A 25,062-nucleotide genomic window follows, 5' to 3' on the forward strand; every position below is an offset into this window, starting at 1 on the left:
GCAATGGTTGTAGCAGTTTATCCGGGTACTTTCGACCCGCTGACCCGGGGTCACGAAGACCTGGTGCGCCGCGCATCGGGCCTGTTTGACACGCTGATCGTGGGCGTGGCCGATAGCCAGAACAAGCATCCGTTCTTCACCCTCGAAGAACGGCTGGAAATTGCCAACGAAGTGCTGGGACATTATCCCAACGTCAAAGTTGAGAGTTTTTCCGGGCTGTTGAAGGACTTCGTGCGCGAGCACGATGCACGCGTGATCGTGCGCGGCCTGCGCGCCGTGTCGGACTTCGAGTTCGAATTCCAGATGGCGGGCATGAACCGCTACATGCTGCCGGATGTGGAAACGCTGTTCCTGACCCCGTCCGACCAGTACCAGTTCATCTCGGGCACCATCGTGCGCGAGATTGCCGAGCTTGGCGGTGATGTATCCAAGTTTGTTTTCCCGTCCGTCGACCGCTGGCTGCGTAAAAAAATCGCAGCGCGCAAGGGCGATTAAGAGAGTATTGCCATGGCCTTAATGATTACCGACGACTGCATCAATTGCGACGTGTGCGAGCCGGAGTGCCCGAACGACGCAATCTACATGGGTCCGGAGATCTACGAAATTGACACCAACAAGTGTACCGAGTGCGTCGGTCACTTCGACGAACCGCAGTGCCAGCAAGTCTGCCCGGTCTCTTGCATTCCTTTTAATCCAGATTGGCGGGAAAGCAAGGAGCAACTGTTGGCAAAATTCGTGAAATTGCAGGCAGATAAGACCTGATGCCTCCCAAAAAGGGTAGCTCTGCGGTATATTGCTATCTGATACAAACGGAGACAAAATGAGTATTACTCGCCGTAAACTTTTACAAACTGCAGCCGCCGTCGCTTTCCTGGCCGCGAGCAGCATACCCGCCTTTGCCGCTGACGTGGCAGGCGTCAAATTCCCGGAAACTGTTTCTGTAGCCGGCCATGACCTCAAGCTGAACGGCGCCGGGGTGCGCACCAAGCTGGTGTTCAAAGTCTACGCAGTGGGCTTCTACCTGCAGGAAAAGAAGACCACCGTGCAGGATGTGCTGGCCGTAGGCGGCCCGCGCCGGATCCGCATCGTCGCGATGCGTGACCTGAGCTCGGACGACTTCGGCATGGCCTTCATGAAGGGCCTGAACGACAACGTCAGCCCGGAGGAACGCACCAAGCTGCTGCCGCAGACCAAGGCTTTCGGGGAGATTTTTGCCCAGTTCCCTGGACTGAAGAAGGGTGACGAGCTGATCGTCGACTGGAACCCGGCCGTGGGCTCCCAGCCGTTCCTGAACGGTAAGAAAGTAGGGGAAGTGCTGCCGGACCAGGCGTTCTTCAACGCCATCATGCGCATCTGGATCGGTAACAAGCCGGTTGATTCTTCGCTGAAACCGAAACTGCTGTCGGGCGTTGAGAAACCAGCCCCGGCGCCAGAAACTAACTGATTGCTGCGCTGCGGAAGGCTTACGCGCGGCAGGCCATCGCTCGCAGTTCTGCGACGTGGCTAGGCGAGCCTTCCATCGAATTCAGCATACGCTTGAACATCATGGTGTCGCGCATCAGGCGACGCTGCAGGCGTTCCTCTTTGCTCAACTTTGGCTTAACGACAAGCACGGCTGCGCGGGCGATACCACGCAGCAGCGGCTTGAACACGACAGCCAGCGCCAGCGCCAGGATCACCAGCGGCAGGTACTGCGCGAATTCGATGATGTTAATGTAAGTAGACATGGCCGTTTCTGTACCTTTAGAATCTACTGGTACTATAGTGCGCCGCAACATATAACGCCAATTCCGTTTCCCGATATCAATTATTATTGGTGTGAATGACCGATGAGCTTTCTGACCCTCGACCTGAATCTGCTGCGCGTTTTCGACGCGGTAATGACTGAGCAGAACCTGACGCGCGCTGCCGGCCACCTGGCCATGACGCAGCCGGCGGTGTCGAACGCCATCAAGCGCCTGCGTGAAAGCCTGGGCGACGACTTGCTGATCCGTACGGCTTACGGCGTCAAACCAACGCCGCGGGCCGAAGCGCTGTGGCCGCAGGTGCGCAGCGCGCTGGCTTCCCTGGAAGCCGCGGTAACGCCGGGGACGTTTGACGTCTCCAAGACCCATGCCACCTTCCGCATGGCGATGGCCGACGCAACGGCGGCGTTCTGGCTGCCCGCACTGATGCGCTCGATCGAACGCGAAGCACCGGGCGTCAACATCCGCATGGTTCCTTTGACAACACGCGAACCGCGTCCGATGCTGCTGCGCGGCGATATTGACCTGGCAGTGGGCTTCTTCCCGGGCGTGGCGGCGCAGTTGATGAGTGAACCAAGCTCACCTATCCGCCATGAACGCCTGTATTCGGGGATCTACGTGGCCGTGATGCGGCGCGGACATCCGCTGGCCAAGCAAGACCTAACGCTGGACAACTATTGCGGAGCCAACCACCTGCTGGTCAGCTTCTCCGGCCGCGCGCACGGCCTGGTGGACGAAGCGCTGGCGCAGATTCAGCGCGAACGCCGGATTTTGCTGACGGTGAACCAGTTCTTCACTGCCGGCCGCGTAGTAGCCAATAGCGACCTGATCACGGTACTGCCGAAGCACCTGATCGCCTCGACCGGCATGACCGACGCGCTGATCTACAAAGAGCTGCCGTTCCAGCTGCCAGCCGTGCACCTCGACATGCTCTGGCACGAACGCGACGCCCGCAGCCCAGCCCACAAATGGCTGCGCGGCCACCTCGAGAGCATGAACGCCATCGCCCAGAAGACCGCCCCGGGTACCAATCCTAAAAACGATACCTATTAATTTTACTGTTGGGCCCGTGTCACACCATGGGGCCACACCCCAAGTGTGACACGCCCTCAGCTGTCGTCCTGTGCGTAACTCTTAATGGCACGCGCTACTGTCCGGATGGAGACGCCGAAGTGAAGTGCGATTTCCAGGCGAGTATAGGCGCTAGTTTGGAATGCGCGCGCCATCGCTTCGTCGCGATTCAGGTAACTTGCGGCATAGGTCGCCAAAGGATGCGCCGCTGCGGATCGCGGATTAGGTCGTTCAGTGTGAAATTTCAAGGGATTCGGTAAGTCGACCCCACTCGCAACGAATTCTTTGTACGCGACAATCCTTCGGCTCTGGTCGCCTGGCCCGAATTGCGAAAGGATCCATTTCGTCTCTAGCCAATCGGGCGCATCGTCGGGAGAAAGATAGTACCGATGACTGCCCCAGAGCCAATCCGCAGCGTCATTTACAAGCTTTGCCCGTACTGGATTGAGACTGATATAGCGCGCTACCGCGAGCAGCTGCTCGCTCCTTGCCACAGTCACTGCGTGGAAGCGTCCTTGAATAACGTGACCCGTTAGACGGTGCCGATTGTTGAAATGCTGGCAGTACGATGCATTTAGCTGATGCATCGCCTCCGACAAGTTAGCACGAACCGTTTCCATCAAAAGATGGTAGTGGTTCGGCATCAGGCAAAAAGCGTGGACTTTTAGCTCATGGTTTTCCACTGTTTCGGCTAGCGTATCGAGCCAAATCAGGTGGTCACGCCGGTCATGATAAATGGCGGCGCGACGATTTCCACGCGAGGTTATGTGGTAAATCGCTCCGGGAAATACGACGCGGGGTGCTCGGCTCATACCAGCAACGCTAGCACCGCGCCAAACCACGCATGCTGACTAAAATCAAACGGCCGGGCCCGTGTCACACTTGGGGTGTGACCCCATGGTGTGACACGAGGTCAGCCGTAGTTAGGCGTCGAGGGTCATCAGGCTGGCGTTGCCGCCGGCGGCGGTGGTGTTGACGCACAGGGCGCGTTCGGCCACCAGGCGCCAGAGGGGGATGTCGCCTTCTTCCGTTGTGTCGATGACCGACACAATCGCGCCGTCGCGGGCGGCCAGTTCCGGGCGCAACTTGGCGCTGAGGCTGGATTCGACCAGTGCGATCTGGAAGTCGGATTTAGCCAGGTCGGCTGCGGCTATCGTCTGGATCGCGGCTTTTACCTCGGCTGGCAGCTCTGCCGGCAAGGAACCATCAACTACCAGTGCGCGGTTGCCGGTCGACAGGGCGGCTGCGACCTGGTTCAGCAGCACTTCAGGATGCGTTGCGAAGCAGGCGATATGGCCGCGTGGGACGTAAGCCAGCGTGTTGCGCTCGCCAGTCGGGCCTGGAAGGGCGGTCAGGCAGCCTACCGGCGTGGTGCGTGCATAGCTTTCGATATGCGCTACCAGGCGCGCTTTGCCTTGTGCCTTGGCCCATGCGGCCAGCGAGTCGATTGCCGGTACGCCTTTGCGCTCGTGGCGGTCCAGGGCGACGGCGCCGCGCTGCAGGCGCTTGAGGTACAGCGGGCCGCCGGCTTTCGGGCCGGTGCCGGACTTGCCTTCTCCGCCAAACGGCTGCACGCCCACCACCGCACCGACGATATTGCGGTTCACGTAGATGTTGCCGACGTGCGCGCTGGAGGCGATGTAGTCGATGGTTTCATCGATACGCGAATGCACACCCAGGGTCAGGCCGAAACCGCTGGCGTTGATCTGTTGAATCACTTTCGGCAGCTCGGGACGCTTGTAGCGGATCACGTGCATCACCGGGCCGAACACTTCCTTGGTCAGTTCGGACAGGGAGCGGATTTCCAGCACGGTCGGCGGCACGAAAGTACCTGCATCGGCATCCGGAACTTCCAGCGAGAAGCTGTCCTTGGCGTGGGCGCGTACTTTGTCGATGTGCGACAGCAGGTTTTGCTGCGCTTCCTTGTCGATCACAGGACCGATGTCGGTTACCAGGCGGTCCGGTGAGCCGATACGCAGTTCCTTCATCGCGCCTTTGAGCATCTTGATGGTCTTGTCGGCGATGTCTTCTTGCAGGAACAGTACGCGCAGGGCGGAGCAGCGTTGGCCGGCGCTGTCGAAGGCGGACGAAATTGCATCGCCCACCACTTGTTCCGGCAGCGAGGAGGAGTCGACGATCATCGCATTCTGGCCGCCGGTTTCTGCGATCAGCGGGATGTCTACATTTTCAGCAGCGGCGCGCTTGGCGAGGGTGCGGTTGATCAGTTGCGCTACTTCGGTGGAGCCGGTGAAGATCACGCCTTTGACGCGCGAGTCGTTGCACAGGCCTGCGCCAACCACTTCGCCGCGGCCTGGCAGGAATTGCAAGGCTGCGCGCGGTACCCCGGCTTCGTGCAGCAGTTCGACTGCGCGTTGGGCGATCAGCGGAGTTTGTTCTGCTGGTTTTGCCAGCACCACGTTGCCGGCGGCCAGTGCGGCTGCGGCCTGGCCGGTGAAGATGGCCAGTGGGAAGTTCCATGGGCTGATGCAGGTGACAGGGCCCAGTGCCAGCGTATTGGTGGAGCCGCGCACCTGTACGGCGTAGTAGCGCAGGAAGTCGACCGCTTCGCGCACTTCGGCGATCGCGTTCGGCAGCGATTTGCCGGCTTCGCGCACGGCCAGGGCCATCAGCTCGAGTTTGTGGACCTCGAACAGGTCGGCGGCGCGATCCAGGCAGGCGGCGCGTTGCGATGGTTCGGTGGTTTGCCAGTCCATGGCGAATTGGCTGGCGGCGTTCAGGGCGTTGTTGACGTCATCTGCAGTCGATTCGGTCACGGAGCCTACGATATCGTCCTTGCGGGCCGGGTTGATGACCGGCTGGGATGCCTGGCCGGCGCTGGCTTTCACCGCCAGCAGTGGGCCTGCAGTCCAGCTGCGAGGTTGGGCCAGCGCGAGCGATACTTCGCGCAACACGTCTTCGTTCGAGAGGTCGATACCGGCGGAGTTTTTGCGCTCTGTGCCGAACATGTCCAGCGGCAGGGCGATGCTGGAGTGCGGCACGCCATTCAGGTTGTGTGCGGCTTCAATCGGGTTGGTGATCAGGGAGCCGACCGGGATGCTTTCGTCGACGATCTGGTTCACGAACGAGGAGTTGGCGCCGTTTTCCAGCAGGCGGCGTACCAGGTAAGCCAGCAGGGTTTCGTGCGAGCCTACCGGGGCGTAGATGCGGCATGCCTTGTCCAGGTTTTCTGCGCCTACGACCTGGTCATACAGGGTTTCGCCCATGCCGTGCAGGCACTGGAATTCGTAACCTGAGATGCCGTCACGCTTGGCCCAGGTGTAGATCGTGGAGAGGGTTTGAGCGTTGTGGGTTGCGAATTGCGCGTAAATGACGTCGGTCGCTGCCAGCAGGCGCTGTGCGCACGCGAGGTAGGACACGTCGGTATAGACCTTGCGGGTGTAGACCGGATAGCCAGGCATGCCGTCAACCTGAGCGCGTTTGATTTCAGCATCCCAGTAGGCGCCTTTCACCAGGCGCACCATGAATTTGCGGCCGCTGCGCTTTGCCAGGTCGACCAGGTAGTCGATTACGAACGGGCAGCGTTTCTGGTAGGCCTGTACCACGAAGCCAATGCCGTCGAAGCCTTCCAGTTCCGGATTGAAGGCCATTGCCTCCATCAGGTCGAGCGACAGTTCCAGGCGATCAGCTTCTTCGGCGTCGATATTCAGGCCGATGTCATAGCGCTTGGCGAGCTTGACCAGCGCGGTCAGGCGCGGCAGCAGTTCGGACATCACGCGGTCGCGCTGGGCGCGGCTGTAACGTGGATGCAAGGCTGATAACTTGACGGAAATGCCAGGGCCATTGCGGATGCCGCGGCCATTCGAGGCCTTGCCGATCGCGTGGATCGCTTTCTCGTATGCGGCGTAGTAGTAGGCAGCATCAACTTCGGTCAGTGCTGCTTCGCCCAGCATGTCGTAGGAGTAGCGATAGCCGCGTGCTTCGTTGTCCTTGCCGTTCTTGATTGCTTCGTCGATGGTCTGGCCGGTGACGAACTGGTTGCCCAGCATACGCATTGCCAGGTCGACGCCTTTGCGAATCAGGGGCTCGCCACCTTTGGCAATTATGCTGGTAATGGCCGATCCGAGGCCTTCTTCGCTGGAAGAGCTGACCAGCTTGCCCGTAATCAGCAAGCCCCAGGTCGCTGCATTCACGAACAGGGAAGGCGATTCGCCCAAATGCTTGCGCCAGTCGCCTTTGGAAATCTTGTCGGCGATCAGGCGGTCAGCGGTTGCAGAGTCTGGAATACGCAGCAGTGCTTCGGCCAGGCACATCAGGGCGATGCCTTCTTCGGACGACAGCGAGAATTGATGCATCAGGGCATCCACACCGGAAGAACGCGTGCGTTTTTCACGAACGGAGGTCACCAGCCGCTTAGCCAAGGATTGTGCATCTTGCGTAGTTTCCGGCGAACCGACGTTAATCTGCGACAGGAGCCATTGCACCGCAGTTTGTTCGTCACGGCGGTACGCAGCAGTGATGGCGCTGCGCAACGGGCTCGGATCTCGCAGGATTTCCGCTTGAAGTGCTGCGAACGGTGTGGTGTTCAGGTGCATGGATGTCTCTATTGGCTGGTATGTAAAAAATCTGGACGCTGACAAGAAAACACGCCCGGCAAACCCTGTTTGCCCGGGCGTGTTGTGCAGTGCAACTAATGATTCGATTGTACGGCGGAATCGCTCGGATTAATTCTGGTAATACTTATTGCTAGCAATAGATAGTTTTTGGTGAGAGAATTTGACCGAATAAAATTAATAGTGGGGATGTAATGCTGGACAAGATCAGTAAGAAGATTCTGGCCGAGTTGCAGAATGATGGCCGGATCAGCAACGTTGAACTGGCTGCGCGAGTGAACCTTTCGCCTGCCGCCTGCCTGGAACGAGTGCGAAAGTTGCACGAAGCGGGCTACATCATGGGTTATACGGCCCAGCTGAATCCGCAGCTACTGGATGTTTCGCTGCTGGTGTTCATCGAAGTGGTGCTGGATCGCACGACACCGGAGGTGTTTGATGCTTTCAAGCACAGCGTGCAGCTGATTCCCGAAGTGCTGGAATGCCATATGGTTGCCGGCGGTTTTGACTACCTGGTCAAGGCTCGCGTAAAAGACATGGCGGCTTACCGTGAGTTCCTTGGCAAAACGTTGCTGCAGAAGGGTGTGCGTGAGACGCACACCTATGCGGTGATGGAAGAAGTTAAAAACACTACCAAACTGCCCATCAAGTAAGCGATTTGCAGAAATTCTGGATCACGCCAAAGGCGTAGCGAGCGGCGACGGTTTGCACGAAGTGCATGAAATCCGTCGCCGCTTCTTCGTTTGCGTTGTCGGAAATCGTCCTCATGATGGCAAACGGTACTCCCAGTTCGTGACATACCTGGGCGACTGCTGCACCTTCCATTTCCACTGCCAATAAATCAGGCAGTGCGTCTTTCAGGGCTTCCAGGTGGAGCCTGTCCTTGATGAATTGATCTCCGCTGCCGATCAGGCCGCGATGCACTTGTGCGTCGTTTTGCAGGAATTGGCGCGTAGCCAGGCTCAGCTTCAGGCTCAATTCACGGTCTGTCGGCATGCGCGAGAGCCCGGTTAGCGGGATTTCAAAGCGGGGGAACAAGGGGCTGGCATCAAAATCGTGTTGAGCCAGGGAATCGGCGACTACGACGTCTCCAATTCGAACCCCCAGGTCTGCAGAACCGGCAACGCCGGTAAAAATAATGTGGGTAACGTTGAACTTCTCCACAAGTGTTGCAGCTGTCACTGCTGCAGCAACCTTCCCAATTCGCGATAAAACAGCTACAGAATCGATTTTCCAGAGTTTTCCGGCTGTGTACTCACGCTTGCCGTGGATGAGCTTGTAGGGGCTCTCCATGGCTTCCAGTAGACCTTGCTGTTCTTCTGCCAAGGCTGAGATGATCCCGAGACGCATGCGCGAGTTGTCCTCTATTTATTTAAAGTTGTATACGAAAGGATAGTAGTAGATAGTAAACGCGAGCCTGTCTGTGGATAAAGCTGTTAACATCCACAGAATCAGAAGTTTACGAATTGTAGAACTGGCTGGACAAGAACTGTGTGTAAACCGGATGAGTTCTGAACAATTTTTGTGCGTGAACTCGAAAATGGTGTTTACGCACATTCGATCCTGTGGATATTCATCAACTTATCAACAGGCGATGCAGTTTTTCAGCTGAAATTGGCTCTCCAAACAGGTATCCCTGGCCAAAATCACAACCTGCAGCCATCAATATTTCCATTTGGGCGTTGTTTTCGATCTTTTCTGCGATCACTTTGATGTCGAGCTTGTGCGCCATGGTGACAATTGCTTCGCAAAGGAGCTGGTTGTCGCTGAAACTGGTGTCCAGTTTGAGGAAATCGATCTTGAATCGCTTCAGGAAGTTCAGGGACGAGTAGCCATAGCCAAAGTCGTCCAGGGAAATCTGGAGCTTGGCGTCCCTGAGTGACTGCATCCGGTGCACCACTTCCCTGTTTGCTTCGAGCAGTAAGCCTTCGGTGACTTCGATCACCATCGAGCAAGGGGACAGGGCCTGCTCGCGCAGCAATTCCAGCCAATGCTCAACGCCGACCGCTTCATGGCGGAACTGCCAAGCCGATTTGTTCACGCATACCTTGAACTCGTTGCCAAATCTGGCTGCCATCGCTGCTGCTTCCTGGAAGACCCATTCGCCGATCGCTGCAATGACCCCGGTATTTTCAGCGACGCCGATGAATTCGGCTGGCTTGAGCAATCCTCGTTGAGGGTGTTCCCAGCGAATCAAGGCCTCCGCCATTTCGACTTTGCCTGTGGCCAAGTTGCTGATTGGCTGGAACAGCAGGCGTAACTCATTGTTTTTCAAGGCACTGCGCAGCTCATTCGCCAGTTCGATGCGCATCTGGCTGGCTTCCTGCATGAAGGGCGCGAAGTAATTGAAGCGGTTACGGCCCTGCTGCTTGGCGAGGTACATGGCCTGGTCTGCATTTTTAATAAGCACTTCAGCATCGTCACCATCGTCGGGGAATAGCGATATGCCGACGCTGCCCGAGATATCGGCTATTTCATGTTTGAGCTGGAATGGCCTGGCCAGGCTGTGCAGGATTTCTTGGACGATCCTGACCACGTCACCGGGTTCTTTGAGCTCGCTGAGGATGACGGTAAATTCATCGCCTCCCAGGCGGGCCACGGTATCGGTATTGCGCACGCATTGCATGAGGCGTTCCGCCACTTGTTTGAGCAAGACGTCGCCAAAGTCGTGGCCAAGCGTATCGTTGACAGTCTTGAAGCCATCCAGGTCGATGAAGATCAGCGCCATTGGCAAATGGTCGCGTGCTGCTTTCTTGATGTCCTGCCGCAGCCGGTCATTGAACATGCGCCGGTTGGGCAAGCTGGTGAGGGTGTCGAAGTTGGCCTGCTTCCAGATTGCCTCCTCGCTCGCCTTCTTCTTCGTGATATCGGTGAACAGGGCTACGTGGCGCAGCGGGTTGCCCTTGTTATCGAAGACGGTGTTGAAGCGCAGCGAGACCAGGTAGTGGTCGCCGTTCTTGTGCTGGTGCCAGATTTCTCCTTCCCAGTGGCCGGTGTCGGTGATGGTCTGGCGCATGCGGCTGTAAAACTTGATGTCCTGGTGGCTCGAGGTCAGCTCGTAAGCAAGGTGGCCGATGACTTCTTCTGGGGCATAACCGCTGATCTGGGAGAAAGCTGGATTCACGGACAAGATGCGGCCTTCCGCGTCGGTCACCATCATGCCTTCGCTGGCATTCTCGTACATGAGGGTGGCCAGTTTGCTGGTCTCTTCGTGGCGCTTTCGCTCGCTGATGTCTTCCGCCATGACGAACAGGCCAAGGACTTTTCCTTGTTCGTCGCGATCGGGCACGTAGGTGATGGCGTCGCAGCATTCCTGGTCTTTGCGTTTCATGCCCCGCTCAAAATGTACCGTTTCGCCGGCAAAGGCACGTTCCAGGTGAGGCATGGTTTCGGCGTAAAGGTCAGGTGGCAGGGCTTGCTGCAGGCTTTCGCCACTGCCGTAAGTTTCAGCAAAGCGGCGATTTTTGAAGGAGTAATGCTCGTCCCGGTCCATGTAGGCGATCACGATTGGCAGGTTGTCCGCTATCAGGCGCAAGCGTTGTTCGCTGCTGGCCAGTTTCTTTTCTGTTTCCATCGAGGTCGCGTAGAGGGCGCGATAGCGGATTTCCCGGTCTTCTGCCGCGGCAAAGGAACGCAGGGCGTAGATGATCGCAGCAACGATCAGCGTAAAGATCAGGAACAGCGCGATGCCGGCGATGAGTAATTGGCGCTGCGAAATCAGGGCTAAGCCGACATTTGAGCTACCGACGGTAACTACCAGGGGCAGGTTTGGTAGTTTGCGGTAGCTGGCGATGCGGGATTTTTTGTCTATGGGGCTGACCGTCTCGATTGTGCCGATCGGGTTGCTGCCGAAGGCCTTGTAGACGTTTGAATCGTGAATATCGCGGTTGAAGGTTTCGCTGAACAGGGGAGCGCGAGCAACGATATGTCCGTTGGTGTGGAACAGGGTGACCGTGACGTCGTCGCTGAGGCGTGAGTTCTCAAAGGTTTCTGCAAGGCGACTGGCGTCAACCGGAGCCACGATCACCCCGAGGAATTTGCCCTCAGCGTCTTCAACCCGGCGACTCAGGAAAAGAAGCCGCGATTTTGAAATTCGTCCATAGGTCGGTTCACCGACAAACAGTTCGGTTCCGGGTTTGAGTTGGGCCCGGAAGTAGTCGCGGTCAGCATAGTTGATGCCCTTGACAGCGATATCGCGCGAGCTGGCAGTGGCAAAGCCTTTTGGATCAAGGAAGGTTATCCAGAAACTGTTGCCGAAAGAGGCTCCGCGAGAAGAAAGCAGGCCGTCAATGGTCTGTGGCGTGTAGGGAGCGACCTTGATCGCGTTGGCAAAGCCGAGCAATGCGATGTCGGATAGTTGGATCGAGCTAAGGACTTGGGCTTCGATTGCTCGTGCGTAGTGTTGGGTTTGCTGACGGATGGCCTGTTCGCGATCGCGTGCGGAAGAGGCGAGCTGCCAGGCCACGACTGCCGTGGCGAGCAGGGCGAGCATGGTCATGGTGACGAGCAAACGCCTGCGAAAGCGTCGATAGGCGTCGGTGGTCGACAAGAGCCCTCCAGGCGAATTGCATGGAACAACTTGCTTGTTCAGTATAGGTGGAGAGTTGTGTTTACGTTAGATTAGTGTGTATACAAAGTAGTAATGGTTGTTAACAACCCCGACTTTCTGTGGATAAGTGCACCTTGCGAAGAAAAATCAGGGGTTTACGAGCTGTATAAGCAGGCGCGTAAACCTTGCGTGAACAGAGAACTGTTTTTGGACAATTTTCGGCGGTTTTCGGGAAGTCTTGTTTACTCACAAATGATGCCTGTGGATATTCATAGCGTTATCCACAGCTATAAAGGGGTGAAAAATGAGCATGAAAGCGATTTTTCCCATTCCGATCATCCAGGGCCCGATGGCTGGTGGTGCCAATACGCCGGCGATGGTGGCGGCGGTGTCAAATGCCGGGGGGCTTGGATCGTTCGGTATTTCGATGATTTCGCAGGAGACAATCCGTGCTCAAGTTGCCGAAACCCGGCGCCTGACCGCCAAACCATTCATGCTGAATTGCTTCGTGCAGGGAATGCCATCGCCTTCGCAGCAGGAAGTGGAGCGCGGGGCTGGATTGTTGCGGCCAATTTGGAGCTCGCTGGGCTGGCCGGACCTGCCGAAGCCGGCTAAATGGTGTGAGGATTTCGCCGCGCAGTTTGAGCTTTTGCTGGAGCTGAAGCCTGCCGTCGCCAGCTTTACCTTCGATATCCTTAGCGCCGCGCAGGTAAAACGCCTTCATGATGCGGGCATGTTTGTTATCGGTACGGTTACCAATGTGGAAGAAGCGCTGGCCTGGCAGGCCGCCGGAGCTGATGCGGTTGTTGCTTCCGGCGTGGAGTCGGGCGGCCATCGCGGCACCTTCATTGGCGAGCAAACCGCTGCGACGCTGGCGGCAATTCCGCTGTTGTCTGCCGTGCTGCAGGCGGTGAAGATTCCCGTTATCTCCGCCGGAAATATCATGACGGGTGCAGAGATCCGTGAGCGCCTGGCGTTGGGTGCAGTTGCGGTGCAAATGGGGACTGCCTTCCTGGTCACGCAAGAGTCAGGCATCCCGGCGGCCTACAAAGAGCGCTTGCTGGCCGCGCAAGGCAACCCCACCCGGCTCACGCGCGCCATTTCGGGGCGCTATGCACGCGGAATCGAGAACCGCTTCATGCGCCAGATGGCCGAGGTCGAGGCCGAAGTGCCGGCCTATCCAATCCAGAACGCCCTGACCGGCAGCATTCGTGCTGAAGCGGCGAAGCGTGGCGATGCCGAATTGATGTCGTTGTGGGCGGGCACGGGCGTCGCTAAATGCCGCGCCATGCCGACTGCAAAATTGATGGAAACTCTTATTTCGGAAATCGATAATTCCTGACCCGGAGAACACTTGGAATCTGTAGGCCAGTTTGACTTCATTATTGTGGGCGGTGGGACTGCGGGCTGTGTGCTCGCGAACCGCCTGACTGAAAACCGGAAGGTGGAAGTACTGTTGATCGAGGCGGGAGGGAAGGACGATTACGTCTGGATTCACATCCCCGTCGGCTATCTGCACTGCATCAATAACCCGCGTACCGACTGGCTTTTCCGCACAGAGGAAGATGTGGGGTTGGGCGGCCGCAGCCTGATTTATCCGCGCGGTAAAGTCCTTGGCGGCAGTTCCTCCATCAATGGCATGATTTACATGCGCGGACAGGCCAGCGATTACGACAAATGGGCGGAGATGTGCGGTGATTCGAGCTGGCGCTGGTCGGAAGTCTTGCCGTTGTTTCGCAAGAGCGAAGACCATCATGGCGGCGCTACTGATTTTCATGGCGCCGGTGGTGAATGGCGCGTTGAGAAGCAGCGCCTGCGCTGGGACATCCTTGACGCTTTCCGGGACGCGGCCGCCGAATCCGGGATCCCGAAAGTCGATGATTTCAACCGGGGTGACAATTTCGGTTGTTCGTATTTCGAGGTGAACCAGAAGCGCGGCATCCGCTGGAACACGGCCAAGGCCTTTTTGCGCAGGGCGGCGCGGCGCCCTAACCTGACCTTGATGACAGGCTGCCACGTCGAGAAACTGGTGCTGGAGCAGGGTGTTTGCAAAGGTGTGATCTTCACCGGTGGCGGGACCCGCTGGAGCGCCGAGGCGCGGCGCGAGACAGTGCTGGCAGCTGGCGCTATCGGTACGCCGCAAATCCTTCAGCTGTCCGGTATTGGCCCGGCGGATGTGCTGGCGAAAGCAGGGGTGACGCCAGTGCTCGACTTACCGGGTGTCGGTGCGAACCTGCAAGACCATTTGCAGCTGCGTATGGTGTTCAAGGTGGAGGGAGCACGTACGCTGAATACTTTGGCGGCCAGTTGGCTGGGCAAAGCCCGCATCGGGCTTGAGTATGCGTTGTTCCAGAGCGGCCCTATGTCGATGGCGCCATCGCAAATGGGCGCCTTTGCGCGTTCGGGCCCGGAGCAGGCGACACCCAACCTGCAATACCATGTGCAGCCGCTGTCGCTGGAACGCTTTGGAGAACCTCTGCATGACTTCCCTGCTTTCACGGCCAGCGTTTGCAACTTGCGCCCGACTTCGCGCGGCCATGTGCGGATTGCTTCCGCCGACTCTTATGCGCCGCCGAAAATCACGCCGATGTATTTGAGCACCGATGAAGACCGGCGCGTCGCCGCGGCTGCATTGAACCTCACGCGCAAAATCGTTGCGGCGCCGGCGCTGGCAAAATACAGGCCGGAAGAATGCAGACCCGGTGTGCATTTTCGCACCGACGAGGAGTTGGCGGAGGCTGCGGGCTCCATCGGCACCACGATATTCCACCCGGTCGGCACCTGCAAAATGGGCCGCACGGACGACGTTTCGGCCGTGGTTGACAGCGAATTGCGGGTTCGCGGTGTGCGCGGTTTACGCATTGCCGACGCTTCGGTGATGCCGACCATCACTTCAGGTAACACGAATTCCCCGGTAATCATGATTGCGGAAAAGGCAGCGCTTTTGTGTATGATCTAGCAAAACCGGGGAGACGCAATGTCCGACTTCATCTTGGAAACAAAGAGTTTGACCAAGGAGTTCAAGGGATTCACCGCTGTCGCCAACGTGGACTTGCAAGTCCAACGTGGGCATATCCACGCCTTGATTGGCCCGAACGGCGCCGGCAAGACGACCTGCTTTAACTTGTTGACCAAATTCCTGGTGCCGACTTCGGGCCAGATCCTCTTTAACGGCAAGGACATCACTTCGTACAAGCCGGCGCAGATTGCGCGCATGGGCGTGATTCGTTCGTTCCAGATTTCTGCAGTCTTCCCTCACCTGAGCGTGCTTGAAAATGTGCGCATCGGTTTGCAGCGCAAGCTCGGCACAACCTTCCATTTCTGGCGCAGCGAACGAACGCTGGAGCAGTTGAATGGCCGCGCGATGGAGTTGCTGGCTGAGGTCGACCTGGCTTCGTTTGCCGATACGCTGACGGTCGATATGCCTTATGGCCGCAAGCGTGCTTTGGAGATTGCGACCACGCTGGCGATGGAGCCTGAACTGATGCTGCTCGATGAACCGACCCAAGGCATGGGGCACGAAGACGTGCACCGGGTGACGGAGTTGATCAAAAAGGTTTCTGCCGGCCGCACGATCCTCATGGTCGAACACAATATGAACGTAGTCTCCGGCATTTGCGACCGGATCTCCGTGCTGCAGCGCGGCGCAGTGCTGGCTGAAGGGCCGTATGCTGAGGTATCGAAAAATCCTCACGTAATGGAAGCCTATATGGGGACCGAAGCATGACGGCGGCGCTGGAGATCAGCCAGCTCCAGGCCTGGTACGGCGAGTCGCACATCCTGCATGACGTAAACCTGAACGTGAACCACGGCGAAGTGGTGACGCTGCTTGGGCGTAACGGCGCCGGCCGTACAACGACGCTGCGCGCCATCATGGGGCTGACCGGAACCCGCAAGGGTTCGATCCGGATCAACGGCCAGGAAGCGATCGGTTTGTCGACGCACAAAATTGCCCATCTGGGAGTCGGCTATTGTCCCGAAGAGCGCGGCATTTTCTCTTCGCTGACCACCGAAGAAAACCTGATGCTTCCTCCTGCGCTGAAAACCGGGGAGGGCATGTCGGTTGAAGAAATCTACGAGATGTTCCCGAACCTGAAGGAACGCCGCGCCAGCCAGGGTACGCGCCTGTCCGGTGGCGAGCAGCAGATGCTGGCGGTGGCGCGGATTCTGCGCACTGGTGCGCGCCTGTTGCTGCTGGACGAAATCTCCGAAGGGCTGGCGCCAGTGATTGTGCAAGGCTTGGCGCGTATGATTCGCACGCTGAAAGCCAAGGGATACACGATTGTGATGGTCGAGCAGAATTTCCGGTTCGCGGCGCCGCTGGCGGATCGGTTTTATGTCATGGAACACGGTCGGATTGTTGAGAGTTTTGCGTCATCGGAATTGGATGCCCGCATGCCGGTGTTGACCGAGCTGCTGGGCGTTTGAATATCAAAAACTGAAAACGGAGACACTATGAAACGCAACGCCATTGCCTTTGCAGCAGCCCTTTGCGCATTTGGACCGGTGGGCAGCGCCCACGCCCAGATTTCCGGCGACACCATCAAGATCGGCTTCATCACCGATATGTCGGGTGTCTACTCAGACATCGACGGGCAGGGCGGCGCCGAAGCCATCAAGATGGCGATTGCCGATGCGGGCGGCGCGATCAATGGCAAGAAGATCGAGTTCGTTTTTGCCGACCACCAGAACAAGGCCGATATTGCAGCATCCAAGGCGCGCGAATGGTTCGACCAGCAGGGCGTTGACATGCTGGTGGGCGGCACCAATTCCGGCGCTAACCTGGCGATGGCGAAGATTGCCGCGGATAAGAAGAAAGTGTTCATGGTGATTGGGGCCGGCTCGTCGCGCCTGACCAACGAGGAATGCACGCCCTACACCGTGCACTATGCTTACGACACCGTGGCGCTGGCGCGCGGCACCGGCGCCACGATGGTCAAGCAGGGCGGCAAGAACTGGTATTTCCTGACGGCCGATTACGCCTTCGGCCACTCGCTGGAGAAAGACACGACTGAGGTGGTGAATAAGTCCGGCGGCAAGGTGATCGGCAATGTGCGCCACCCCTTCCCTGGCACCGACTTTTCGTCCTTCCTGATGCAGGCGTCTTCTTCAGGTGCGCAGGTGCTTGGCCTGGCGAATGCGGGCGGCGACTTTATCAATTCGGTCAAGGCGTCCAATGAATTCGGCGTGTCGAAGAAGATGAAGATGGCTGGCTTGCTGGTGTTCATCAACGACATTCATTCGCTGGGCCTGAACGCCACCGCGGGCATGTACCTCACGGACGGCTGGTACTGGGACATGAACGACACCACGCGCGCCTGGTCGAAGCGCTATTTCGCGAAAATGAAGAAGGAGCCGTCGATGCTGCAGGCGGGGGATTATTCCGCCGCCTCGCAATACCTGGCCGCTGTGAAGGCTATCGGTACCGACGATGCGGACAAGGTGATGACGAAGCTGAAATCGACCACCATCAAGGACGTATTCACCAGCAACGGCGTGATCCGGCCTGATGGCCGCATGGTGCACGATATGTATTTGATGGAGGTCAAAAAGCAGTCGGAATCCAAGTATCCATGGGATTACTACAAGGTTGCGGCGACGATCCCTGGCAACCAGGCCTATATGTCCAAGGCCGAATCCAAGTGTGCCCTGTGGAAGTAAGCTAGATGGAGATCTTCGGCCGTCCGCTTCCGATGATGATGTCCCAGCTTTTGCTGGGGCTCGTCAACGGCTCTTTTTACGCCATGCTGTCGCTCGGTCTTGCCGTAATTTTCGGCCTGCTGAATGTGATCAATTTCGCGCACGGCGCCATGTACATGATGGGCGCCTTCCTCGCGTGGATCGGCATGACCTACTTTGGCATGAGCTATTGGAGCATGCTGGTTCTCGCGCCGTTGATCGTCGGCATATTGGGCGTGGTGATCGAGAGGACGATGCTGCGGCGCCTGTACAAACTCGATCACCTTTACGGGCTGCTGCTGACATTCGGCCTGACCCTGCTGGTTGAAGGTGGTTTCCGCTCGTTTTACGGGGTCTCTGGGCAGCCGTTTGAGACGCCGGAGGCCCTGCAGGGGGCGACCGACCTTGGCTTCATGGCGATGCCGAATTACCGGGCCTGGGTGGTGCTGGCATCCCTGGTGGTTTGCCTGGCGACCTGGTTCGTGATCGAGAAGACCAAACTTGGCGCCTACCTGCGGGCCGGGACCGAGAATCCGAAGCTGGTGGAAGCCTTTGGAATCAACGTGCCGCTGATGGTGACCCTGACCTATGGCTTCGGTGTCGCTTTGGCGGGCTTTGCAGGCGTCCTGGCGGCTCCAATCCAGCAAGTGACACCCTTGATGGGGTCGAACCTGATTATCGTCGTATTCGCCGTTGTGGTGATCGGGGGCATGGGGTCGATCCTGGGCTCGATCGTGACCGGCCTGGCGCTCGGCGTGATCGAAGGGCTGACGAAAGTGTTCTATCCGGAGTTTGCCAACACCGTCGTATTTTTGGTGATGGTCATCATCTTATTGCTGCGTCCCGCCGGCCTGTTTGGCAAGGAACGATAAATGAACAAGAAGCTGGGCTATTCCATCGCTTTTGCGCTGGCGCTGGGCGCGCCGTTTGTCGGCTATCCCGTGCTGCTGATGAAGCTTCTGTGTTTCGCGCTGTTTGCCTGCGCGTTCAACCTGTTGATTGGCTTTACCGGTTTGCTGTCGTTTGGCCACGCGGCCTTCTTCGGCGCCGCGGGCTACTTTGCCGGCAACGCCTTGAAAAACTGGGGACTGGCGTTTGAGCTGAGTTTGCTGGTTGGCGTGCTGGCCGGTGCCGCGATTGGATTGGTGATGGGCGGCTTGGCGATTCGGCGCCAGGGAATTTACTTTTCGATGATTACGCTGGCACTGGCGCAAATGGTGTATTTCGCTGCGCTGCGCTTCACCGATTTCACCGGCGGCGAAGATGGCTTGCAGGGTGTCCCGCGCGGCAAGCTGCTTGGTGTGCTGGACTTGGGTAGCGACTTGACCATGTACTACGTGGTGCTGGCGATTTCCATTGCGGGCTTTGCGCTGATTATGCGCACGGTGCATTCGCCGTTTGGCCAGGTGCTGAAGGCGATCAAGGAGAACGAGCCGCGGGCAATTTCGCTTGGCTATGACGTGGACAAGTACAAGCTGGCGGCGTTCGTGCTTTCGGGTTCGCTGGCTGCCCTCGCGGGGGCTACCAAGTCGATCGTGCTGGGCTTTGAAACGCTGACCGATGTGCATTGGGCGATGTCTGGCCTGGTCATCTTGATGACGCTTGTTGGCGGAATGGGCACGCTGGTTGGCCCGATCATCGGTGCGATCCTGATCATTTCGCTGGAAAACAAACTTGGGGACTTCGGTACCATGATGGCTGGGGCCACCGGCATTGAGTGGTTCTCCACGCTTGGCGAAGCGGTCAGCCTGGTGATTGGATTTATCTTCGTCGCTTGTGTGCTGCTGTTCCGCAAGGGGATCGTTGGCGAGTTCCTCTACCTGCAAGGAAAGCGGCGCAAGCAAGCCTAATTCACTGGCTTGAGCCGTGCGCTGTGGACCCAACCGGCAGCGACTTTGGGGGTCTTTGGATGCTGGTAAAAGACCAGCGTGTATCGGCCGTTGACGCGGGACGCTTCGAGCCGGTCGCCAGGAACCACGAAAATGCCTTCAATGCCGCAGCGTTCATCTGGTGCTGAATGGAATTGCAGCCGCCCTTCGCCGGCTGCCACATAGCTAGCTTGCTGAAGTTGCCGGCCGCTCATTTCGACCGCGTGTTCGTGCTTGGCGAAGCATGCCTCGGTCATCGCCGGCAGTTCGAACATCTTCCCATCCTTCCAGGTGAACTGCGTAATTTTCGTTGGGGCAGACTGGCGCAGGTGAAGGAGTGGATAGGGGCCAGCGAAGCTGATACCCGCGAGGTCAGCACACACACCAAACGGCGGGGAGGATTGGAGCGGCGCCTTCGCTTGGATGCTTAGCAAGCGATAACTGGCTGGGCACTTCGGTGCTGGCTTCCAGGAGCGGAGGAGGATGAAGTCCTTTGTAGCTTCAGGCACCAGGCGCAGGATAGCGGCTTCGCTTGCGTCGTCGAGGGCGAGTGCTTTCTGCCCATTCTGGAAGACGGCCGGTTTGGCGGCAATGTAGCGAACTTCGGTGCGACCAAAGCGCCCATCGATTCCATCGCCTGCGGCAGCTGGTCCGGCCATCAGCAATATGAGAAATGGAAGGGCTGACCGAACGGCCATGTGCAGTATCCGCGTAGTTTTTTTGGGAACGCGGATTATATCTTTGTCACGGTGATAACTCAGAGCGCGAGTTCATACAGTGCGTAGGCGTCTGCGCGAGCAACCGGGCGTGGATTGTTGCCGAGGAGGCGAGTTTGCTTCATGGCCTCGCTCGCAAGCAAGTCGAGATCGCCGGCGGTGATGCCGACTTGACTTAGGGTGCGCGGCAGAGCCGTGACAGCGGCGAATTGTTGCATTGCAACAGCGAGGGCTTCGGCGCGCGCCGCCGTGCTTCCCGCTGCGTGAGGCACGACAATCGCCGCCAGTTCTGCATATTGTTCGGCGCACGCCTGCGCGTTGAATCGCAAGACATGGGGCAGGACCAAAGAGTTCGAGAGCCCATGGGCGACATGGAAGATGCCGCCGATGGGATATGCCAGCGCGTGAACGGCTCCGACCGGTGCGTTGGCGAAGGCCTGTCCAGCCAGCATGGCGCCAAGCAGCATGGCCTGTCGGGCTGCCAAGTCCTGTCCATTTTCGCAGGCGCGGATCAGGTGGCGCGACAGCAGGCCCAAGGCCTGGCGTGCAAGCCCATCCGATAGCGGATTCTTTTTGTGCTTGCTGGTGTAGGCTTCGATGGCGTGAACCATGGCGTCTATGCCCGTTGCTGCGGTCACGGCGGGCGGAAGGCCGATGGTAAGCTCGGCATCGAGAATGGCCATGTCGGCGTACAGCTGGGGTGCAACGATGCCCATCTTGCTGGTGGCGCCGGTGGTGACGATGGATATGTTGGTGACTTCTGAGCCTGTGCCGGCAGTGGTCGGAATCTGGACCAGGGGCAGGCGCGAGCCGTGTACGTTGCCGATGCCGTAGATTTCAGACAGCGATTGCGGACTGGCGGTCAGCACGGCAACGAGCTTGGCGACGTCCATTGAACTTCCGCCACCGAGGCCGATAACGAGTTCTGACGCATGCTGTCGGGCGAGGGCAAGTGCCTCTTCCACGACGTGCTCGGGAGGATCAGCTACCACATCCGCAAATTGTTCCACGTGAAACATTGCCGCTCGCATGCTTGCGATGGCTGCATCGGCCTGGCCGGTGCGTAGGAAACCCTGGTCGCTAACCAGGAGCACGCGACGGATGTTCGGGAACCGGCTCCGAAGTTCCTTGCCCAGAGCTTTTGTCGCGCCGGGAGCGGACAGGATGGTGGGGACGGTCGCAAAGCTGAAAGAGGTCAACAGGTCCATCGGGAAAGCTTACACCAGCCTCCAGCAGCGTGCCGGGTTCCGACTTACAATATTACGTTTCCGAATATGGCTGGGGCAGGGTAATGGTCGAGTATGGATTGTTGGCGGGGGCCGCATTTGCGGCGGGATTTGTGGACGCGGTGGTTGGCGGCGGCGGGCTGATCCAGATTCCTGCTCTTTTCTCGACAATGGGTGCTACCCCTCCCGCGACGTTGTTGGGTACGAACAAGGTGGCCAGTGTGTTTGGCACTGGCGCCGCGGCAGTGAACTATGCACGGCGCACTCAGATTGCCTGGAGCACTGTCGCACCGGCGGCGATTGCTGCTTTCCTGTTTGCTTTCCTCGGCGCGTATACCGTCACCCGGATCCCGCCGGATTTCCTGCGTGGTTTGCTCCCATTTGTGTTGGTCGCTGTGGCGGGTTATACCTTCTTTCGCAAGGACCTTGGCAGTGTTCATGCACCGCTGCATACCGGCACCAAGGAAAAGGTCCTGGCGATATTGGTGGGGGCGGGCATCGGTTTTTATGACGGCTTCTTCGGTCCCGGCACCGGTAGCTTCCTTGTCTTCCTGTTCGTCCGCAGCTTCGGCTTCGACTTCCTTGGCGCTTCAGCGGCCGCGAAGGTGGTGAACGTGGCGTGCAACGTCGCGGCGATTCTGCTGTTCGGATTTACTGGCCACATCATCTGGCAGTTGGGCCTGACCATGGCGGTCTGCCAGGTGGTCGGTTCGGTACTCGGCACCAAGCTCGCACTGAAGCATGGGAGCGGGTTTGTAAGGCGCCTGTTCCTGGTTGTGGTGGTGCTGCTAATCATCAAAACCGGCTATGACGCGTGGTTTAAGTAATAGTGTTTCACGTGAAACAATGTTGAAGAGGGCGCTAAACGGCGCCCTTTTTTGTTTCACGTGAAACATTGCGCGCAAAAAAATCCTGCCCAAAAAATTCGCAGGGGCGAAAAAACTTTATAATTCAGTTCGATCCCCAGCTTTCCCTCATTTTCACCATGTTATTTCCTACTGAATTCGACGTTATCGTTGTCGGCGGTGGTCACGCCGGTACCGAAGCGGCCCTCGCTTCCGCCCGCATGGGCCAGAAGACTCTCCTGTTGACGCACAACATTGAGACGTTGGGCCAGATGTCGTGCAACCCGTCCATCGGCGGCATTGGCAAAGGCCACCTCGTCAAAGAGGTTGACGCCATGGGCGGCGCCATGGCCATCGCAACCGATGAGTCGGGCATCCAGTTCCGTATCCTGAACTCGTCCAAAGGCCCTGCCGTGCGCGCGACTCGCGCCCAGGCCGACCGCATCCTGTATAAGGCTGCGATCCGTCATCGCCTGGAAAACCAGCCAAACCTGTGGCTGTTCCAGCAGGCGGTGGACGACCTGATGGTGGAGGGCGAGCGCGTGGTTGGCGCCGTGACCCAGATCGGCTTGAAATTCCTCGGTCGTGCTGTTGTGCTGACCGCTGGGACCTTCCTGGACGGTAAGATCCACGTCGGCCTGCAGAATTTCTCGGCTGGCCGCGCCGGCGATCCGCCTGCGATTTCGCTGTCCGCTCGCCTGAAAGAATTGAAACTGCCGCAAGGCCGCCTGAAGACCGGTACCCCGCCGCGTATCGACGGCCGCAGCATCGACTTCTCGCAAATGACCGAGCAGCCGGGCGACCTGGACCCGGTGCCAGTGTTTTCGGTGATGGGCAATACGTCCATGCACCCACAGCAATTGCCGTGCTGGATCACCCACACCAACCAGAAAACCCACGACATTATTCGTGGCGGACTGGACCGCAGCCCGATGTACACCGGCGTGATCGAGGGTGTCGGCCCGCGTTATTGCCCGTCGATTGAAGACAAGATCCACCGCTTCTCGGCCAAGGAATCGCACCAGATCTTCCTGGAACCGGAAGGCCTGACTACCCACGAGTTCTACCCGAACGGTATCTCGACCAGCCTGCCATTCGACGTGCAGATCGAGCTGGTGCGTTCGATGAAGGGCCTCGAAAACGCACACATCCTGCGTCCAGGCTACGCCATCGAGTACGACTATTTCGACCCGCGCGGTTTGAAAGCGTCGCTGGAAACAAAAGCGATCAACGGCCTGTTTTTCGCCGGCCAGATCAATGGCACAACTGGCTACGAAGAAGCGGCGGCCCAGGGCATGCTGGCTGGTATCAACGCCGCACTGCAAACCAAGGGCGAGGAAGCCTGGACCCCGGCCCGTTCCGAAGCCTACCTCGGCGTGCTGGTTGACGACCTTGTGACCCAAGGCGTGCAAGAGCCATACCGTATGTTCACCAGCCGCGCGGAATACCGCCTGAGCCTGCGTGAAGACAACGCCGACATGCGCCTGACAGAAATCGGGCGTAAGCTGGGCGTGGTCGGTGATGCGCAGTGGGAAGCTTTCGAGCGCAAACGCGAAGCCGTGGCGCAAGAGCTGGAACGCCTGAAATCGGTCTGGGTCAACCCGCGCATCCTGGCGGCAGCCGAGTCCGAGCGCGTGATTGGCCAAGCCATCGAACGTGAATATTCGCTGGCCGACCTGCTGCGTCGTCCGGGCGTCGGCTACGAAAAGCTGATGACCATGACTGGTACCGAAGGCCAGTCGCTGGCGGGCCAGGGCGTTACCGACGATGCAGTGATGGAGCAAATCGAGATCACCCTGAAGTACTCCGGCTATATCGATCGCCAGCTGCGGGAAGTCGAGCGCCACGAGCATTACGAAAACCTGAAGCTGCCGGAAGGTTTCAACTACGCAGAGATCACAGCGCTGTCGATGGAAGTGCGCCAGAAACTGCAGAAGCATCGTCCGGAAACCCTGGGCCAGGCTTCGCGTATTTCGGGTGTGACCCCGGCTGCAATTTCGCTGCTGCTGGTGCACCTGAAGAAAGCCGGCTTCGGCGGTTTCGTCACGCTGAAAGATGAGGCGGCTTGATGGCGATGTTTGATCGCGCCGCCCTGGCGCATGTACTGGAGAACGGTGTCAAACAGCTGGACCTGGGCTTGAGCGAAGTACAGCAGGAAAAACTGCTGGATTACCTGTCCCTGCTGAACAAGTGGAACAAGGTGTACAACCTGACGGCCGTACGCGACCCGATGGAAATGATGACCCTGCACGTTCTCGATTCGCTGGCAGCAGTGCCGGCGTTCAAGGATGCGCAGAGTGTGCTGGATGTTGGGGCAGGGGGGGGATTGCCGGGCGTGGTCCTGGCCATCGCAAGACCGGACATGAAAGTGTCGATGATCGACATCGTGCACAAGAAGACCGCCTTCCTGAACCAGGTGAAAGCCGAGCTGGAGTTGGTCAACGTAACGGTGTACACGAAGAAGGTGCAGGAACTGCAGGTCAAGACGCCTTACGACGTCATCACTTCGCGAGCCTTCGCGGACCTGAGCGATTTTGTGAACTGGTCCGGACACTTGCTGGCAGAGGGCGGGCGATTCATCGCCCTGAAAGGCACGGCGCCGGCAGAGGAGCGCGAGCGACTGCCAGACCCATGGAAAGTGAACGAGCTACAGCCTTTGCAAGTACCAGGACTGGAGGCGCAGCGCCACCTGGTTTTCATCGGCAGGACGTAACTGGCTAAACAGTATAAATAATTTTAATCGTTTATACGAGATAAATAGTATAAACGGTTTATACCGAATAAACGATTTAGAC

22 protein-coding genes are annotated in these 25,062 nt (G+C 58.2%); 15 read left to right on the forward strand and 7 right to left on the reverse strand.

Going from position 1 to position 25,062, the window contains the following annotated elements:
• The first annotated feature begins 3 nt into the window (after window positions 1-3).
• From coaD to ASD07_RS29650, 3 genes are read left to right on the forward strand one after another with little or no spacing between them, the layout of a single operon-like run.
• Window positions 4-495 (forward strand): pantetheine-phosphate adenylyltransferase, encoded by a 492-nt coding sequence (gene coaD, locus ASD07_RS29640; RefSeq protein ID WP_028103399.1) that lies wholly within the window; start codon window positions 4-6, stop codon window positions 493-495.
• Window positions 496-507: 12 nt separating this feature from the next.
• A complete protein-coding gene (locus ASD07_RS29645; RefSeq protein WP_055939436.1) occupies window positions 508-762 on the forward strand; it encodes a YfhL family 4Fe-4S dicluster ferredoxin in 255 nt (84 codons plus the stop codon).
• A gap of 58 nt (window positions 763-820) precedes the next feature.
• Window positions 821-1,444, forward strand: a complete 624-nt coding sequence (locus ASD07_RS29650; RefSeq protein WP_229207328.1) for a chalcone isomerase family protein — start codon at window positions 821-823, stop codon at window positions 1,442-1,444.
• Window positions 1,445-1,463: 19 nt separating this feature from the next.
• Here ASD07_RS29650 and ASD07_RS29655 read toward each other — a convergent pair whose 3' ends face one another.
• Window positions 1,464-1,727 carry a hypothetical protein gene (locus tag ASD07_RS29655; protein WP_229207329.1) on the reverse strand — a complete coding sequence of 88 codons (264 nt, stop codon included), beginning with the start codon at window positions 1,725-1,727 and terminating at the stop codon, window positions 1,464-1,466.
• Window positions 1,728-1,829: 102 nt separating this feature from the next.
• On the opposite strand from ASD07_RS29655, the gene ASD07_RS29660 reads away from it, so the two are divergent.
• Window positions 1,830-2,798, forward strand: coding sequence for a LysR family transcriptional regulator (locus ASD07_RS29660; protein WP_055939445.1), 969 nt, complete (start codon window positions 1,830-1,832; stop codon window positions 2,796-2,798).
• A 56-nt stretch (window positions 2,799-2,854) separates the two neighbouring features.
• Here the strand turns inward: ASD07_RS29660 and ASD07_RS29665 are convergent, their stop codons facing one another.
• Complete coding sequence (locus tag ASD07_RS29665) at window positions 2,855-3,628, reverse strand: transposase (RefSeq protein WP_082507640.1); 774 nt, start codon at window positions 3,626-3,628, stop codon at window positions 2,855-2,857.
• 111 nt (window positions 3,629-3,739) lie between these two features.
• Complete coding sequence (gene putA / locus ASD07_RS29670) at window positions 3,740-7,369, reverse strand: trifunctional transcriptional regulator/proline dehydrogenase/L-glutamate gamma-semialdehyde dehydrogenase (RefSeq protein WP_055939454.1); 3,630 nt, start codon at window positions 7,367-7,369, stop codon at window positions 3,740-3,742.
• Window positions 7,370-7,581: 212 nt separating this feature from the next.
• Between putA and ASD07_RS29675 the strand changes: the two genes are divergently transcribed.
• A complete protein-coding gene (locus tag ASD07_RS29675) occupies window positions 7,582-8,037 on the forward strand; it encodes an Lrp/AsnC ligand binding domain-containing protein (protein ID WP_028103394.1) in 456 nt (151 codons plus the stop codon).
• Here the strand turns inward: ASD07_RS29675 and ASD07_RS29680 are convergent.
• Together ASD07_RS29680 and ASD07_RS29685 are read right to left on the reverse strand one after the other, a co-directional pair.
• Window positions 8,030-8,734 (reverse strand): 5'-methylthioadenosine/adenosylhomocysteine nucleosidase, encoded by a 705-nt coding sequence (locus ASD07_RS29680; protein WP_055939455.1) that lies wholly within the window; start codon window positions 8,732-8,734, stop codon window positions 8,030-8,032. The two genes, ASD07_RS29675 and ASD07_RS29680, sit on opposite strands and share 8 nt — an antisense overlap.
• A 226-nt stretch (window positions 8,735-8,960) precedes the next feature.
• Window positions 8,961-11,933 carry an EAL domain-containing protein gene (locus tag ASD07_RS29685; protein WP_156398227.1) on the reverse strand — a complete coding sequence of 991 codons (2,973 nt, stop codon included), beginning with the start codon at window positions 11,931-11,933 and terminating at the stop codon, window positions 8,961-8,963.
• Between the two features lie 304 nt (window positions 11,934-12,237).
• Here ASD07_RS29685 and ASD07_RS29690 point away from each other — a divergent pair, with 304 nt between their 5' ends.
• Genes ASD07_RS29690 through ASD07_RS29720 form a run of 7 tightly spaced genes read left to right on the forward strand, consistent with a single transcriptional unit; the run spans window position 12,238 to window position 19,462 of the window.
• Entirely contained in the window at window positions 12,238-13,275 is a 1,038-nt protein-coding gene (locus ASD07_RS29690; RefSeq protein ID WP_055939461.1) for a nitronate monooxygenase family protein, read from the forward strand.
• A 12-nt stretch (window positions 13,276-13,287) separates the two neighbouring features.
• Complete coding sequence (locus tag ASD07_RS29695; protein WP_055939464.1) at window positions 13,288-14,892, forward strand: GMC family oxidoreductase; 1,605 nt, start codon at window positions 13,288-13,290, stop codon at window positions 14,890-14,892.
• Between the two features lie 18 nt (window positions 14,893-14,910).
• Window positions 14,911-15,660, forward strand: coding sequence for an ABC transporter ATP-binding protein (locus tag ASD07_RS29700; RefSeq protein ID WP_055939467.1), 750 nt, complete (start codon window positions 14,911-14,913; stop codon window positions 15,658-15,660).
• Window positions 15,657-16,361: an ABC transporter ATP-binding protein gene (locus tag ASD07_RS29705; RefSeq protein ID WP_055939471.1), complete on the forward strand. Its 705-nt coding sequence runs from the start codon at window positions 15,657-15,659 to the stop codon at window positions 16,359-16,361. Before ASD07_RS29700 ends, ASD07_RS29705 begins: the two co-directional genes overlap by 4 nt.
• Before the next feature lie 27 nt (window positions 16,362-16,388).
• Window positions 16,389-17,594, forward strand: a complete 1,206-nt coding sequence (locus ASD07_RS29710) for an ABC transporter substrate-binding protein (protein WP_055939474.1) — start codon at window positions 16,389-16,391, stop codon at window positions 17,592-17,594.
• Window positions 17,595-17,599: 5 nt separating this feature from the next.
• Entirely contained in the window at window positions 17,600-18,484 is an 885-nt protein-coding gene (locus tag ASD07_RS29715; RefSeq protein ID WP_055939476.1) for a branched-chain amino acid ABC transporter permease, read from the forward strand.
• On the forward strand, window positions 18,485-19,462 hold the full coding sequence (locus tag ASD07_RS29720) for a branched-chain amino acid ABC transporter permease (RefSeq protein ID WP_055939479.1): 978 nt from the start codon (window positions 18,485-18,487) through the stop codon (window positions 19,460-19,462).
• Here the strand turns inward: ASD07_RS29720 and ASD07_RS29725 are convergent.
• Window positions 19,459-20,178 carry a hypothetical protein gene (locus ASD07_RS29725; protein WP_057246450.1) on the reverse strand — a complete coding sequence of 240 codons (720 nt, stop codon included), beginning with the start codon at window positions 20,176-20,178 and terminating at the stop codon, window positions 19,459-19,461. The genes ASD07_RS29720 and ASD07_RS29725 overlap by 4 nt on opposite strands.
• 59 nt (window positions 20,179-20,237) lie before the next feature.
• Complete coding sequence (locus ASD07_RS29730) at window positions 20,238-21,395, reverse strand: iron-containing alcohol dehydrogenase (RefSeq protein ID WP_373922111.1); 1,158 nt, start codon at window positions 21,393-21,395, stop codon at window positions 20,238-20,240.
• Window positions 21,396-21,487: 92 nt separating this feature from the next.
• Here ASD07_RS29730 and ASD07_RS29735 point away from each other — a divergent pair, with 92 nt between their 5' ends.
• From ASD07_RS29735 to rsmG, 3 genes are all read left to right on the forward strand, one after another.
• The gene (locus ASD07_RS29735) at window positions 21,488-22,249 is read left to right on the forward strand and encodes a TSUP family transporter (protein WP_055939488.1); all 762 of its coding nucleotides are present in this window, start codon (window positions 21,488-21,490) and stop codon (window positions 22,247-22,249) included.
• Between the two features lie 158 nt (window positions 22,250-22,407).
• On the forward strand, window positions 22,408-24,336 hold the full coding sequence (gene mnmG, locus ASD07_RS29740; RefSeq protein WP_055939491.1) for a tRNA uridine-5-carboxymethylaminomethyl(34) synthesis enzyme MnmG: 1,929 nt from the start codon (window positions 22,408-22,410) through the stop codon (window positions 24,334-24,336).
• Entirely contained in the window at window positions 24,336-24,980 is a 645-nt protein-coding gene (gene rsmG, locus ASD07_RS29745; RefSeq protein ID WP_055939494.1) for a 16S rRNA (guanine(527)-N(7))-methyltransferase RsmG, read from the forward strand. Before mnmG ends, rsmG begins: the two co-directional genes overlap by 1 nt.
• Window positions 24,981-25,062: the final 82 nt, after the last annotated feature.

The organism is Duganella sp. Root336D2, from assembly GCF_001425005.1.
Taxonomy (GTDB): Bacteria; Pseudomonadota; Gammaproteobacteria; order Burkholderiales; family Burkholderiaceae_D; genus Rugamonas.

Coding starts and splice junctions, on each gene's coding strand:
- ASD07_RS29710 (WP_055939474.1), top strand. CDS start 16,389: ATGAAACGCAACGCCATTGCCTTTGCAGCAGCCCTTTGCGCATTTGGA.
- rsmG (WP_055939494.1), top strand. CDS start 24,336: ATGGCGATGTTTGATCGCGCCGCCCTGGCGCATGTACTGGAGAACGGT.
- ASD07_RS29655 (WP_229207329.1), bottom strand. CDS start 1,727: ATGTCTACTTACATTAACATCATCGAATTCGCGCAGTACCTGCCGCTG.
- ASD07_RS29680 (WP_055939455.1), bottom strand. CDS start 8,734: ATGCGTCTCGGGATCATCTCAGCCTTGGCAGAAGAACAGCAAGGTCTA.
- ASD07_RS29725 (WP_057246450.1), bottom strand. CDS start 20,178: ATGGCCGTTCGGTCAGCCCTTCCATTTCTCATATTGCTGATGGCCGGA.
- putA (WP_055939454.1), bottom strand. CDS start 7,369: ATGCACCTGAACACCACACCGTTCGCAGCACTTCAAGCGGAAATCCTG.
- ASD07_RS29690 (WP_055939461.1), top strand. CDS start 12,238: ATGAGCATGAAAGCGATTTTTCCCATTCCGATCATCCAGGGCCCGATG.
- ASD07_RS29735 (WP_055939488.1), top strand. CDS start 21,488: ATGGTCGAGTATGGATTGTTGGCGGGGGCCGCATTTGCGGCGGGATTT.
- mnmG (WP_055939491.1), top strand. CDS start 22,408: ATGTTATTTCCTACTGAATTCGACGTTATCGTTGTCGGCGGTGGTCAC.
- coaD (WP_028103399.1), top strand. CDS start 4: ATGGTTGTAGCAGTTTATCCGGGTACTTTCGACCCGCTGACCCGGGGT.
- ASD07_RS29645 (WP_055939436.1), top strand. CDS start 508: ATGGCCTTAATGATTACCGACGACTGCATCAATTGCGACGTGTGCGAG.
- ASD07_RS29700 (WP_055939467.1), top strand. CDS start 14,911: ATGTCCGACTTCATCTTGGAAACAAAGAGTTTGACCAAGGAGTTCAAG.
- ASD07_RS29650 (WP_229207328.1), top strand. CDS start 821: ATGAGTATTACTCGCCGTAAACTTTTACAAACTGCAGCCGCCGTCGCT.
- ASD07_RS29660 (WP_055939445.1), top strand. CDS start 1,830: ATGAGCTTTCTGACCCTCGACCTGAATCTGCTGCGCGTTTTCGACGCG.
- ASD07_RS29665 (WP_082507640.1), bottom strand. CDS start 3,628: ATGAGCCGAGCACCCCGCGTCGTATTTCCCGGAGCGATTTACCACATA.
- ASD07_RS29705 (WP_055939471.1), top strand. CDS start 15,657: ATGACGGCGGCGCTGGAGATCAGCCAGCTCCAGGCCTGGTACGGCGAG.
- ASD07_RS29715 (WP_055939476.1), top strand. CDS start 17,600: ATGGAGATCTTCGGCCGTCCGCTTCCGATGATGATGTCCCAGCTTTTG.
- ASD07_RS29720 (WP_055939479.1), top strand. CDS start 18,485: ATGAACAAGAAGCTGGGCTATTCCATCGCTTTTGCGCTGGCGCTGGGC.
- ASD07_RS29675 (WP_028103394.1), top strand. CDS start 7,582: ATGCTGGACAAGATCAGTAAGAAGATTCTGGCCGAGTTGCAGAATGAT.